The sequence below is a fragment of the Hymenobacter wooponensis genome (assembly GCF_004745865.1).
Lineage (GTDB): Bacteria > Bacteroidota > Bacteroidia > Cytophagales > Hymenobacteraceae > Hymenobacter > Hymenobacter wooponensis.
Genome location: NZ_SRKZ01000004.1, coordinates 1 through 13,872, shown reverse-complemented (window position 1 = coordinate 13,872; position 13,872 = coordinate 1). Strand labels below are relative to the sequence as shown.

Below are 13,872 nucleotides of genomic sequence, written 5' to 3'. Positions count from 1 at the left end.
CCTGGTTTCCTAAGATATGTAGGGGCTTGCCGCCGGATGCTATGTGTAACCCGCTATTTTTGCGCCTCCTCAACCTCGCCACCGCCCGTGCCCTCTTTACTGACTGTGTTGCTGCTGCCCCTAAGCTGGCTCTACGCCGGCGTCATGGCTGTGCGCAATATGTTGTATCGCTCAGGCCTGAACCCCTCCGTGAGCTTCCCGGAGGTTCCAGTACTTAATGTGGGCAATCTGCGGGTAGGTGGTACGGGCAAAACGCCCCACGTGGCGCATCTTATTACCGCGTTGCAGCAGCTAGGCCAGTCGCCGGCCATGCTCAGCCGGGGCTACGGCCGACGCACGCGCGGCTACCGCTTTGCTACAGCAACTGATACCGCGGCCACCATCGGCGACGAGCCGCTGCAGCAATTCCAGCAATTTAAAGGAACGGTGCCCGTGGCCGTTTGCGAAGACCGCGTGGTCGGAATTCGCCAGCTGCTCTCCGAGGCTCCCGCCACGTCGGTCGTGGTCTTGGATGATGCCTACCAGCATCGGCGGGTGCAGCCTAGCTTTAATATTCTGCTGACGGAGCAGGAGAGGCCTTTCTACGAGGATTGGGTACTGCCGGCGGGTAGGCTGCGCGAAAGCCGAGCCGGGGCCGTTCGAGCCGACCTAGTGATAGTCACCAAGTGCGACCCGCTGCTCTCGGAAGCTCGCCGCCAAGATATTACGCGCCGTATCCGTAGCTATGCTAAGCCTACGGTGCCCGTGCTATTCTCCACGTATGTGTACGGAACTCCTGTCGCTATTGGCGCGAGCCCGCAGCCGACGGGGCCGGAGGTGTTGCTCTTAACTGGCATTGCGCAGCCCGAGCCCTTACGGCAGTACCTGGAAACAGCGGGCTACCGAGTAGTACATCATGCTCGGTTTGCTGACCATCACGCATTCACGGAAGCAGAAATTGCTGCAGTAGCTGCGCAATTAGCGCCCGGCCAAAGCGTTTTTACCACGCAGAAAGATGCTGCCCGTTTGCTAGAGCCTGCTTTAGCGGCGGTTGTAGTGCAAGTGCCCGTATTTTACCTTCCCATTGATGTCCGGTTTCTGGCCGACGGCGACGCCCGCCTGCTGGAGCTTCTGATGCCCTACTTTCAGCCCCACGCTGTTGTCTGACTTATCACTGATTTCGCTCTTTCGGGTCGCTGTGCCCAACACTTGGTTTCGTTCGCTCCTGCTGCTTGTGCTGCTGGGCGGAGTGCCAGCCTTATTACCCGCCGCCCAAGCTCAGATTGTAGACGACTCTACCAAGAACCGGTACGGAGCTCGTACCACATTCATTCTGCGTGAAGCAGACATGATGCGCGGCGACACCGTGGGCCGGATGATTGACACCACGCTCACGCGCCTGCCCCAAAACCGCTACTGGGTTCACGATTCAGCTTTTTACCAGGACTTAGGAAATTTCGGCACCGCTTCCCGGCACCTGCTCTGGCAGCCGAACACCCAGATAGGTGCCCGCCTAGGCCGTAACGTGTTTGACCGCTACGTGCGAGATGCCTCCACCATCCCGTATTACGACACCCGCTCACCGTACACGTTCTTCCGCTTTCATCAGGGTAACCCCTATGAGCAGATTTTTGAGCTAGGCTACACTCGCAGCCTCAAAAAGGATTTGAATGTAGGGTTTGCCTACGAGCGATTCGGCTCAAATAAGGCGGTAGCCGTTACAAATACTCGCGCGGGTCAGGTAGAACACAGCAACTTTTTGCTGTTCGTGCGCTACCAAACTCCCGACGACCGTTACCACCTGATGGCTAACCTTACTACCGCTCGCCATCGGGCCGTGGAGCAGGGGGGCATTGTTCCGTTACTAACCGATACCTTGGAAGGTACTGATGGGACTAAGATAGATCTTTCAAAGCTGTTTGATTATCAGCGAGAGGAGGTCCGGCTAACCAACGCGGTTAACCGGGATGATCGGGACCAAGTGCATATAGCACATACGTACCGGCTACTAGGCCGTGGCCTTACGGCGTATCATATTGCCGATTGGACCCGTCGCCAAAACAAATATTTTGACGATCAACCAATCGTTACTCAATCAGCTATTGCTGGTAGGCAGGGCACCTTCCGCTACGATGTGCGACGGTTTAGTAATACCATCACCGATGACCGTGCCGATTTTCGCCAGATAGAGAATACAGTAGGGGTGATGGGTAACTCGCCCACCGTGGCCTATCGGCTTTATGGTAAGCAACGAACTTACTCTTTAGAATCCCGGTCCCGTAAGGGAAGCAATACGATTACGGTTGAAGAGTTAAACTATACAACAGATGCTACCCAGTTCTTTCTAGGCGGAACAGCTGGCTTTCGCTACAAAGAATTCTCTATTGAGACTTCAGGAGAGGTAAAGGTCCCTGAACAGTTTAAGGATATAATTCGGATCAAGAGAACCGAATACATTCTTCGCGGAGCTACAGACTTGGGGCCGGTGCGGGTGGATGGCCTCATCACAAGTTACACGCCTACCCTCACGGAGCAACGTTTTGAAGGAAACCATGACACTTGGAACAATAACTTCGATAACACCCAAGTGCAGCAGGTACGAGGCCTGGTAAATCAGAAGTTGGGTAATCAGCACCTGCAACTCGTGGGCACCTTCGCTAACATCACGAACCTAGTATACTATAACGAGCAGGCAGTGCCGGAGCAGCTTGATAATGCACGGCTAGTTCTAAGTCTTACTGCACAGCATAAGTTTAACGTAGGCCACCTCTTTGTAGATAATCAAGCCACTTACACGGGAGTAACGGGAGGCACCGAAGGTCTTCGCTTTCCTCGGCTGGTAGGGGAGTCTCGGGTGTATTACCAAGGCTATGTGTTTAAGAAAGCCTTATTTGGGCAGTTCGGGGTGCAAACGTATTTCCAGTCGCGCTGGAAGCCTTACGACTACAATCCCACTACTCAGCAGTTTTTCTTTCAAGACCACTTCACAATCCGCAATACACCCATTGCGGATGTTTTCCTGAGCGCTGATATCAAAACAGTGAACGTGTTCTTTAAGATGGCTTACGTGAACCAGTTTCTGCCGCAGTCGGGCTATTTTACCACGCCGTATTACGCTGGCTTGCCCCGCCGTCTTCAGTTCGGCATTCGTTGGCAGTTCTTTAATTGATACTAGCTGATTGCTAATTGTTGGTTGTAGCTTAAGCAGTCAGCCACTAACAGGTAACCTCAATGGAACCCGAAGGAAAAGAGAAAACCATCCTTAAGCTGAAGTTGAACACCGACCCACGGTGGGTAGACATTGCCAGCAAAAACATCGAAGATATTCTGGTTGACCATGCGTACTGTGAGCAGAAGGCCGCCAGTACGGGTATCAGCCTAATAGTAAAGTACCCCGAGAAAACCCGCCTCGTGGATGAGCTTACACTACTAGTGGCCGAAGAGTGGTCGCATTTTGAGCGGGTGCTACTGGAGCTACGTAAGCGCGGCCATGAGCTAGGTAAGCCCCGTCGGGATGAGTACGTGGTGCAGCTCATGACCCACATTCGGAAGGGTGGCGCCCGTGAGCGGCAACTCATGGATACGCTGCTGGTGAGTGCTCTGATAGAAGCCCGTAGCTGCGAGCGATTCAAGCTGTTGTGGAAGCATATTCCAGATCCGGAGCTTTCAAAGTTCTACTATGAGCTGATGGTATCAGAAGCAGGCCACTTCGTGAGCTACGTAGATCTTGCCAAGGAATACTGCAACCCCAAAGAGGTGGAAGCGCGCCTCCAGGAGCTACTGAAGATTGAAGGCGAAATCGTTACTAACCTGCCCGTCCGCGACGACCGAATGCACTAATTTTAACACTTACCCAACGCACTCGGCCCGGGTGCTACCTCAACTAAAGTGAAGTAGCACCCGGGCCGAGTGCGTTGGGTATAGCTTACGTTGCAGACTGGCCTATGGGGCCGGCTGTAGTTACTTCTTGCTGATTGCGGGAGTTCAATAAGCCTGCTGGGACAGTCAGCTCGCCCGTTTGAAAATCGAGCAGCCCGTTTCGCTCGTCCTCAATATTGGTGGCTTGGGTGTACACGTCGCCGGCTATATCGCGCTGCCGAAGCTCCTGTTTGAAAGCACGAATGTTGGCGGCACGTGCTTCAGCGTCCTGTGGGCCACCGTAATCGGGGAAGCCAAAACCACCCCACTCGCTCACCAGCAAAGGCACCTGCCGGCGGTAGAAAAACGGGTCGCCAACTACGAGGGGGAAGGCCGCGGTGCCTTCCATCTCGCCGTGGACCAGGCGGTCTAGCAATTCGCGCCAGCGGTTTAAGTCAGGTGTGTAGAGGTGAGCCGTAAGTAGATCTGACTTTAAGCGCCCTTCCCAGGAAATATGGTGCCAGCCATCGTTGTCGACCACCAGAAACTGCGGATACTTGATCTGCATGTAGTGGTACATATCTACAATGTACTGGCGGGTTTCATGGTTGGTGGCAATGTCCTGAGCGCCCCAATCTTCATTGTACAAGCTCCAGATTACTACTGAGGGATGAGTCTCGATCAGCTCTACCATGCGCAGCAGCTCAGCCCGGTGGTTAGCCCGGCTGCGGGTGGTGGAGCTATGAGGACTAGGGACTTCTACCCACAGCAACAGGCCTAGCTCGTCAGCCAGATTATAAATTCGTGGGTCAACGCCGGCAATGTGCACCCGAACGAGATTGCAGCCCAGTTCCTTCATGGCGTACATGTGGCGCTTCGTCTCCTCGTAGGTAGCAGTACCCGGCTGATAAAGAATGCCATCGAGGTACGTTGGCTCGTTGTTGAGGTAGATGTACCGGCCCCGGGCTTCAATCTTGCGCAGGCCAAAATGCGCTTCTATCTCGGCAGCATAGCCCTCAGCATCAACTAGCTGCGCTTCCAGTCGGTAGAGGTTAGGGGCCTCAGGTGACCAGAGTTGCGCATTGGGTACTTCCAATACTACGCGTTGGTGTATTTGCCCGGCCGGCAGTTCCAGGGGGAAGTCGGAACTGGCTATGGGCTCGGCAGACGCCGGCGCTCCACGCTCACACACTCGTAGCCGAATAGTATAAGCGCCAGGGTCATGAATGCGCAACGTAAGGTTAAAGCGAACCAAATGGTCTTCCACAATGCTTACTACGCCCACTCGGGAGCGTAAGCGGTTACGCTCCACCATCTCCAGCCACACGCTTCGTACCGCACCAGTATACGTTTGGTACCAGATACCGCCGCGCTTGTATACGTGCGACTCCTGCTTGCCACGCGGTGTTTCCGCATCCATTGTGTCAGCAATGCGCACAGTGAGGCGGTTAGAAAGATGCAGAAGCTCCTCAGGCAATTCATAAGAGAAAGAAGTGTACTCGCCGTAATGCACATCTTCGCCCTCAATGGTGCTGAGTAGCGTGCCATTAAGCCACACACGAGTCTCGTAGCCACATGCTCCAAATGTGATCTGCAGCATGGAGCGCAACTCCTGTTTATCAAGAGTAGGTAATGTAAACTCTCGTTCGTACCACACTACTACTTTATCATGCCAACTAGAAGGTGTGCAGAGCCCTTTTGCCTCCGCAATATGCTCTTCTACTGAGCCAGGCCACTGGGCAGTTTGCTCATAGGTGTGGCCTAGCGCCCAGTTTTGCTCAATACCAACGTCCTCGTTGTCGATAGCAAAATGCCATTCGCCGTCTAGGAGCAAGTAGTTGTTCATGCGCAGTACAGCGCGCGGCAGGGGATTGGTAATGGGTTCAGCAGCCTGTATATTCTCGGTCGTGCTGGTAGAAAGGCCATAGTTAGGATGATCAGCGTTCATGCAGATGCAGGGGCGTTCGTGACAGAATCCGGAAAAGCATTATCGGTGCAGGCCAGGGCACAGCGCCCAGCAAATAGCCCGATCCTAGCGAGTATGAGGTACTAACGTATTTCCGGAACGCTTGGATAATGAAGCAGCACAACAATTGAGCGAAACCAGCTCTCGTATGTACCTCACACCTTTACAAAAGGATTATTAAAACAACTTATATCTAGCCTGCCAAACCCTCCCTATATTAGCCCTATTCCTTATGCTCTCCCTAAATGAAAAAATGGTTACTCCTTTGCTTACTAAGTGCCCCCATGCTAGCTCTTGGTCAAGTAGACACACCTGTTAACAGTATCAACTTTTGTGGGATGGACATTTCTACCCCTACAAGCTGTACGCCAGATAATAAGTACATGGTACGCTGCCAAGGATACCAGCTGACATGGATGTACCTGGACTATAAAATGCTTACTGATTTCCCGGAGCAGTTTGTGCGTCAAATTGAGAAAAAGCACAAACACACGGAGCGTCAGCCGCTGGAATGCTTAATTCTGGGGCAGGCTGCAAAAGGCTTTCGGTTGAGCTACCCCACGGAGGGGGGTATGGCCTACGAACTGATAGCATACGGAGTGGCTAAAGGCCAGCCCGTGCTAGTGGAACTGACTATGGATATAGACCCGGAGAAAACTGCTGACTTACCAGAGTTGGCCCGCCAGATAGTACAGCTCACAAAGTAGAATTGCATAAGAAAGGCCCCTCTGCTAGCAGAGGGGCCTTTCTTATGCAATTCTTGATGGCTGAAGTGGCCTAGGTTTTTTGCTTCTTCTTTTTGGCAGCTGGGAAGAGAATGTTATTCAGGATCAGACGATAACCCGGCGAGTTAGGGTGGAGAGCCAAGTCAGTAGGTTCTTCCTCCACTAAATGCTGGTAATCTTCCGGATCGTGGCCGCCATAGAACGTCCAGGTACCCTTGCCTAAGGTACCATGCATATAGCGCACCTCACCCGAGGCCTTGTTCTCACCCATAGCAACTACATCAGGTTTGATGAGTGACTTCCGGAAAGCTGTGGTCTGACCCATGAAGCCTTTAATTGTACGCTCATGGTTCTGCGTGAGCATAGTCGGTACGGGGTCGTACTTGGCAGAGAAGGAGAAGAGCTGGAAGTAGTCGTTGTCTTCGTACACACCTCTCTCAGACGGCTGCATATCTATGTTGGAGTATTCGTACTCCAGTGGGTCGCGCTCCAGCTGGAAGTTTTGGAATGCCAATGTTCGGTTAAAATTGAGCTTCTGCTGGGCCTGCGGGTCAGCAGGGTCGCCATCATACATTTCTGCCACCATGTCTATGCCTAGGCCAGCCAAGGCAATGTCATAGGAGTCAGTGGCCGAGCACATGGCAAACATAAAGCCGCCGCCAGCAATAAATTCCTGCATTTTGACGGTTACGGCTCCTTTCATCTGGCTCACTTTAGCAAAGCCATTGCGCTTGGCGGCAGCTTCTGAATCGCGCTGCTGCTGCTGATACCAGGGCCGGTAGCGGTAGTTGCGGTAGAACTTACCGTATTCACCCGTGAAGTCCTCGTGGTGCAGGTGCAGCCAGTCATACTTAGGTAGGTCGCCCCGGAGTACTTCATCATCATAAATCTGCGTGTACGGTATCTCAGCATACGTTAGTACCATCGTTACCGCGTCGTCCCAGGGTTGTTTGCCCTTAGGAGTGTACACTGCAATCTTAGGCACCTTCTCTAGCTTCATCACGTCCATGTTGGCGTTTGGCTCGGCTATTTCGGTGAGGATATTGGTGTATTGGGCTTCGCTGATTACCTGGTACGTTACGCCCCGCACGGCCAACTCATTCTCCGCTCCTTGTACGACGTCACACGCAAACGAACCGCCCCGGTAGTTCAGCAGCCAGTCAACTTCTACTTGCTTGCCTAGCAGCCAGTAGGCCACCCCATATGCTTTGAGGTGTTCCTTCTGGTTAGCATCCATGGGAATAAGAATATGATTGGCGCTAGCCACCATAGGGAGGCCTAGGTAGCCTGCCAGCAGCAGTAGCACAGCAAACAGACGCGAGAGTAGCATAGAAGTTCTGGCGTAAATGATGAGAGAATGACGGTCGTTTAGCAACTACTTCGCCATCCGTAGAACAGCGGCCTTACTAGTAAAGTCGCGTCCTGATTTAAAGGTAACGAAAGCGGCTGGGAGTTTAGCGCAAACCGCCTACCTTGCGAGACGTGCTATGGCTGCTAAATTGCCTCATGTAATTAGGTGAGCCGCCATAGTTTTATCCGTTCGCTGCCGTCGTTATGCATCTGCTGGAAAACATCAAAGAGGCGTTTCGTTCCATCAACAGTAATCTGCTGCGCACTATCCTGACAGCGCTTATTGTAAGCATTGGCATTATGTCGTTGGTAGGTATTCTCACCGCCATTGATGCCATCAAAGCTTCCTTGAATCAGACGTTTGCAAGTCTGGGAGCTAACTCTTTCGAGATCAAAGCAAAAGGCTACAACAATCGGTCGCGCCGTGGGGGGGTACAAGAAAAAACCTACCCCGCACTTACGTATCTGCAAGCTCGCCAGTATAAGCAACGGGTAGGTGAAGATGCGAAAGTGGGTATATCTACCTTTATAGCAGGCGCTGTTGAGGTCAAGGCTAACGGGGAGAAAACCAACCCAAATATGCAGGTCGTAGCCGGCGACGAAAACTACCTGTTGATTCAGAACTATAACCTATCCAACGGTCGCTCTTTTTCTTCCTCTGAGTTAGAAAACGGTACTAACGTGGCCATCGTCGGAGCAGAAATCAAAGACAAGCTTTTTCCTAATCAGAGCCCCATTGATAAGTATGTGTACATGCTGGGGCGTCGCTTCCTGGTAGTTGGTCAGCTTGAGAAAAGCGGTAGCACCATGGGAGGAGGCGGAGCCGACCGCCTCGTACTCATCCCTCTGGAAACCGGCAATCAGCTTCCGCGCCAACGGGCCCTTACTTATGATATTAAGACGGCCACGCTTAACCCCGATATGCTGAATTACATTACGGGAGAAGCCACTGGTATTATGCGCTCTGTTCGTCACGATGCTCTAGGCCAGGAGGAAAGCTTCGAGCTAGAGCGGAGCGACTCCTTAGCCGGTAAGCTGGACTCACTGTCGGGTAACTTGCGCATGGGTGGTTTTTTAGTAGGTTTCATCACGCTGCTTGGGGCCAGTATCGCCCTCATGAACATTATGATGGTATCCGTGACCGAGCGCACTCGAGAAATCGGAATCCGCAAGGCGCTGGGGGCTACCTCCCTCCAAATCCGCCAACAGTTCCTGATAGAGGCCATTGTCATTTGCGTAATGGGTGGCACCCTGGGAATCGTACTCGGCGTAGGCATGGGCAATGGTGTGTCGGCCCTAGTAGGTAGCGGCGCCTTTATTGTTCCGTGGCTGTGGATGATGGTAGGCCTTGTAATCTGTGTAACCGTAGGCCTAATATCAGGTTACTATCCTGCTAGCAAAGCCGCAGGCCTAGACCCAATTGAGTCGTTGCGCTACGAGTAAATAGCCGTCGCATGACCCTTGGCCCGATGGGGCGAAGAGGCGAAAAAGAATCTAAAGTCAACGTGACTCTATAGGATTATCTGCATAATATAATGGTCTGTAGCCATACTGTATGCTTCGTCGGATGGCCGAAAATGATCAACGAGGTTTAGGCACAATGAGCGGCAGCCAACAACGTAGGGCATAATTTGTCTTCGAAGCAAAAGCAAGTTTGAATTATTCTGCGGCGTTGGACTTCTCTCGTGCCATAATGTGCAACCGCACATGCTACCTTATTACTGGTTATTGGTCTTCCTTTTCGAGAAGCTTGATTAAGTAGGCTGATTTTTAGTGGGTAGTATTTAGTCCTAAGCAATCAATGCATCACCCGATTCTATGTATGCTACTACTATAGTAGGAATCACATGTGAATACTGAACAGGTAGCGAAAGAAAGGATTTTTAATAAGCGTTAGGGTAGGAGAGGTGTAGCATTGCATCGGAGTACATGGGAGCCAATACGTCGGATAGTTGAGCATCTAGTAAAGGGCCGGGGCTGTAGCAGTATTCTTGTTAGTACTCATTCACCTATATACATTTTTAGTCGAGCGTACATCGGTGCAGGGGTACAATGAGCTATTCACAACGCTTGCCGCAACTCTACTGCTTTATTTCTGCAGAGTGGGTGGAGTGCGAAGAGTTGGAAGACGAAGTATTCAGACTAGGAAGTGCGAAGGTTAACTGTTGTAGGTAATAACCAATCAAGCAGACTGTCATTCAGCACTTTCAACCAGAAGGTTTATCTACTGGTCTAGATTAAACGGGGAGCCTGATTAACTACTGCGTGTTTAACCAAGTATGTTAACCTTGTTCTCTTCCTAATGCTATACATAAGGCCTTATTATAATACCACAGCACAATGCTGTTAATGTGTTAATAGCGTTCCAACTGAAGCTTGGAGCAAACAATTTTCCTGCGACACATATATTAAAAACGAATATTAAAAACGAAGCTATGTATTTACCAAATGGTGTATATTGCCGATCAAAACAAAGAATAACCATTTGGTTATGGAAAATAACACTACGGTAGGGCAGCGCTTCTTACAGCTTATATCACATTTGGGTATATCCAAAAACGCTTTTGCTGCCTCTCTTGATAAAACCGCAACTGTCATTCAACATCTTGTAGACGAGCGAAACAAACCAGGTTTTGATCTTTTGTGTAAGGTGTTTGAAGTATATCCAAATGTATCAAAAGATTGGTTGCTGCAAGGGCTGGGTCCAATGCTTTCCAGTGGTGATATTTCAGAAAAGACCAGCACTTTACATTCATCCTCCAAAGAAGTTGTAGCAGCTATGCCTACGGCTAGTGTATCAGCTGTGGCGCCACCTGTAGAACTAACTCCTGTTGTTATGCCCACTCTACCGGCGCCTGAAGCAGCGCCTGAGCAACCAGCGCCTGCCAATTCTAATACTGCACCGTTAGCCCCCCAGGCACCTCTTGTTTCACAGGCCACACTTCCCCAAGCACCAGCACCTGATACAAGCTGGCAAACGGCCCTTTATACCCAGCAAATGGCTCACCAGCTGGCCATGGCTGAACTTCGCAACCAGCACTTGCAGGATCAGCAACGTTTGATGCAGCAAATGATGGACTTGATGCAACGTCAACTCTCTCGCTAGACGTCAATGACGTAAAGTAGTCCTATATACATCGCTAAAAGTACTAGGCCTTATTTCCTACTTATAGGAAATAAGGCCTAGTACTTTTAGCGATGTTGTATTGAGATTTGCTATAGTGGGTTAATGTTGAAACACCTCAATGCCTAGCTCTTCAGCCTCCATTAAGCACTGCGAATTCACAGAGCTCAGACGTAAGTGCTTTAGCTCCCCTACCAATAGCGGATCATACTTGGCAGTTACACGAATATAGTTGGGGGTAAAACCTTCCATTTGTCCATTCGTTACGTCGTCTTCGAAAAGCACAGCCGTTTCTAGGCCTACATGCTGCTCGTAGAAGTGTCGCTTCTTTTTTTCTGATAGACTACGTAATTGCGTTGTGCGCTCATGCCGGTGGCGGTCCTGCACGCGTCCAGGTAGGGTAGGAGCTAGTGTGTTCTCTCGCTCAGAGTAAGGGAAAACATGCAAATAGCTTACCTCAAGGTCATTCAGAAACTGATACGTAGTAAGGAACTCCTCCTCTGTTTCTCCTGGAAAGCCAACAATAACGTCTACTCCAATGCAAGCATGGGGCATAACTTCTTTGATAAGCTTCACTCGCTCAGCATACAGCTCCCGGCGGTAGCGGCGGCGCATCAACCCCAGAATCTTGTTAGACCCCGATTGTAGCGGAATGTGGAAGTGTGGCATAAACCGCTTAGAGCGAGCTACAAACCTAATTATCTCATCAGACAATAGGTTGGGCTCACAGCTGCTTATTCGAAACCGCTCAATGCCTTCTACTTCATCCAGCGCCTGCACTAAGTCGTAAAAGTTTTCCCGCCGCTCGCGCTCTGGCCCCTGTAAACCAAAGTCACCCAAGTTTACACCGGTCAGCACTACTTCTTTGACGCTTGTTTCAGCTAGTTTCTGCACGCGCTCTACTACGCTTTGCACAGAATCGGAGCGACTATTACCACGAGCTAGCGGTATAGTGCAGAAAGAACAGGAGTAGTCACATCCATCCTGTACTTTCAGAAACGTGCGAGTTCGATCTCCATAGCTGTGGGCCGCATGAAATTCTGTGGCTTCACTGATGGGGGAGGCAAACACGTGGCCTGGTTGTCCGGCAGCAGGTTTCTGGAACCCTGCTAATGTCTCTACTAACTGAAATTTCTCAGCAGCCCCCAACACAGCATGAACGCCAGGTATTTCAGCAATTTCTCGTGGCTTGAGTTGAGCGTAGCAGCCCACAATAGCTACAAAAGCCTCGGGGTTGTGCTTAAGTGCTTCCTTTACCACCTTACGGCACTTCCGGTCGGCATGATCCGTTACTGAGCACGTGTTAATAACGTAGATATCCGCGGCATCCTCGAAGGCCGCCTTCTCGAAGCCACTCTCTTCAAACTGCCGGCCTATAGCAGAAGTCTCAGAGAAGTTGAGCTTACAGCCCAACGTGTAAAAGGCAACTTTCCTCTTTTCCATATATGTTACTGCCTCCTCTACTACAGCCTAGCGAAACATACTAGGCCTCTCCAGTAAGAGACAGATATTCGTTCAGGTTCATAACTCCTATATATAAGGAGTAGTAAGGCCAAATGAGAAACTACTATACTCTGCCTCTACAAAGTTAACACAGCAAAGCCAGTAGAGTTGAATTTCTACTAACTCAACTTCAAATGTTAGTGGTTTTCACAGTGTAGAATGAGTTAGCGGCTACTACAGGATATTCTTTTAAATAAGGAAACATAAATAGCTGTAGGTACTACAATGCTTGTAGTACCTACAGCTATTTATATGCCACCATTTATCGTCCGCTTCAACACCCATTATATAAGGAGCTTAATTACTTACCTCGGATACCTGTAGTTCATACACCTTCTAGACCTTAGTTAATTCGATATGCTTCCAAAGTAGTAGGCTGGTCTTATGTAGCTATTATTGGAGGACATTATGGCTTTTAGGGCCAGCTTCAGGCCTCTCGACACATGAACAATCTTTTTTCATCCTTTCGTGAACTAACTGCTCTGCATAAGTAGTTATGCCACAGCCTACGGAATGAAACAGGGCGCTAAGTTTGCTATGCGGCCTCTGAAATTTTCTTCGGTGGGCTTGCAAAAGCGAAAGAGAAGTCTGACTTTTGCACTCCCAAATCGAACGGAGGCGGGCTACGAACGAGGCGAAAAGAAAGTTGCAGTAAGTACTAGGAAAAGCAGAAACCCTCTGCGTACCTTTGCACCCCGCTTCAGTCGGAAGCGCTACCGCAAACAAGTCGACGAAAAAGTTTTTCTCTCTTCGCTTGTTAGTTCGAAAAAGCTTTGTAACTTTGCACCCCGCTTGAGGCCAGAAAGTGGCCTAGGGCACGGGAAACGAAGAAAGTGAAGAAGTTTTTTTGCTCTCGGAGTTGCAAAAGCGAAGAAACAAGCAGTATCTTTGCAGCCCGCTTCAATCGGAAGCGAGTAGGACAGACGAAAAAGTGAAAAAGTTTTTCACTTGGGAATTTGGCCGGAAGAAAAAGAGTTAGTACCTTTGTCGCCCGCTTCGCAGCGAAGCACGGCAAACGAAAGCCGCCGACTACTAGATGAGTAGTCACGACGCCTTCTCAAACGAGAGAAAGCAGACGTTCTTTGAATGATTGGAAAGACAATATGGGTGTGACACTCTCGCAAGAGAGCATCACAATAAGGACTCATAAGCGTAACGAAAACGAACACACATAACAGCTCGTCAATACGAGCCGGCGATTGCACTCGACATCAGCTAGCCTTCGGGCTAGTGTAGAACATTATACAATGGAGAGTTTGATCCTGGCTCAGGATGAACGCTAGCGGCAGGCCTAATACATGCAAGTCGAACGGGTGGTAGCAATACCACTAGTGGCGCACGGGTGCGTAACGCGTAACCAACCTGCC

The 13,872-nt window shown here is 50.5% G+C and carries 9 protein-coding genes and 1 rRNA gene; 7 read left to right on the top strand and 3 right to left on the bottom strand.

Going from position 1 to position 13,872, the window contains the following annotated elements; translation table 11 throughout:
* The first annotated feature begins 87 nt into the window (after window positions 1–87).
* The 3 genes from lpxK to EU557_RS13780 all read left to right on the top strand — a co-directional run bounded on the left by lpxK (window position 88) and on the right by EU557_RS13780 (window position 3,819).
* Complete coding sequence (gene lpxK, locus EU557_RS13790) at window positions 88–1,146, top strand: tetraacyldisaccharide 4'-kinase (protein WP_245326273.1); 1,059 nt, start codon at window positions 88–90, stop codon at window positions 1,144–1,146.
* Entirely contained in the window at window positions 1,139–3,148 is a 2,010-nt protein-coding gene (locus tag EU557_RS13785) for a putative porin (protein ID WP_135531058.1), read from the top strand. Before lpxK ends, EU557_RS13785 begins: the two co-directional genes overlap by 8 nt.
* A 62-nt stretch (window positions 3,149–3,210) precedes the next feature.
* Complete coding sequence (locus EU557_RS13780; protein WP_135531057.1) at window positions 3,211–3,819, top strand: MiaE family protein; 609 nt, start codon at window positions 3,211–3,213, stop codon at window positions 3,817–3,819.
* A gap of 85 nt (window positions 3,820–3,904) precedes the next feature.
* Here EU557_RS13780 and EU557_RS13775 read toward each other — a convergent pair whose 3' ends face one another.
* Window positions 3,905–5,785 carry a glycoside hydrolase family 2 protein gene (locus EU557_RS13775; protein ID WP_135531056.1) on the bottom strand — a complete coding sequence of 627 codons (1,881 nt, stop codon included), beginning with the start codon at window positions 5,783–5,785 and terminating at the stop codon, window positions 3,905–3,907.
* A 452-nt stretch (window positions 5,786–6,237) separates the two neighbouring features.
* On the opposite strand from EU557_RS13775, the gene EU557_RS13770 reads away from it, so the two are divergent.
* Window positions 6,238–6,510 carry a hypothetical protein gene (locus EU557_RS13770; protein WP_135531055.1) on the top strand — a complete coding sequence of 91 codons (273 nt, stop codon included), beginning with the start codon at window positions 6,238–6,240 and terminating at the stop codon, window positions 6,508–6,510.
* A 70-nt stretch (window positions 6,511–6,580) separates the two neighbouring features.
* Here the strand turns inward: EU557_RS13770 and EU557_RS13765 are convergent, their stop codons facing one another.
* Window positions 6,581–7,858, bottom strand: a complete 1,278-nt coding sequence (locus EU557_RS13765) for an asparagine synthetase B (RefSeq protein ID WP_135531054.1) — start codon at window positions 7,856–7,858, stop codon at window positions 6,581–6,583.
* 224 nt (window positions 7,859–8,082) lie between these two features.
* On the opposite strand from EU557_RS13765, the gene EU557_RS13760 reads away from it, so the two are divergent.
* Together EU557_RS13760 and EU557_RS13755 are read left to right on the top strand one after the other, a co-directional pair.
* Window positions 8,083–9,321 (top strand): ABC transporter permease, encoded by a 1,239-nt coding sequence (locus EU557_RS13760; protein WP_135531053.1) that lies wholly within the window; start codon window positions 8,083–8,085, stop codon window positions 9,319–9,321.
* A 1,048-nt stretch (window positions 9,322–10,369) separates the two neighbouring features.
* Window positions 10,370–10,984: a hypothetical protein gene (locus EU557_RS13755; RefSeq protein ID WP_135531052.1), complete on the top strand. Its 615-nt coding sequence runs from the start codon at window positions 10,370–10,372 to the stop codon at window positions 10,982–10,984.
* Window positions 10,985–11,104: 120 nt separating this feature from the next.
* Here EU557_RS13755 and mtaB read toward each other — a convergent pair whose 3' ends face one another.
* Complete coding sequence (gene mtaB, locus EU557_RS13750) at window positions 11,105–12,445, bottom strand: tRNA (N(6)-L-threonylcarbamoyladenosine(37)-C(2))-methylthiotransferase MtaB (RefSeq protein WP_135531051.1); 1,341 nt, start codon at window positions 12,443–12,445, stop codon at window positions 11,105–11,107.
* Window positions 12,446–13,749: 1,304 nt separating this feature from the next.
* Here mtaB and EU557_RS13745 point away from each other — a divergent pair.
* Window positions 13,750–13,872: ribosomal RNA gene (locus EU557_RS13745) — 16S ribosomal RNA — on the top strand; the annotation flags it as partial.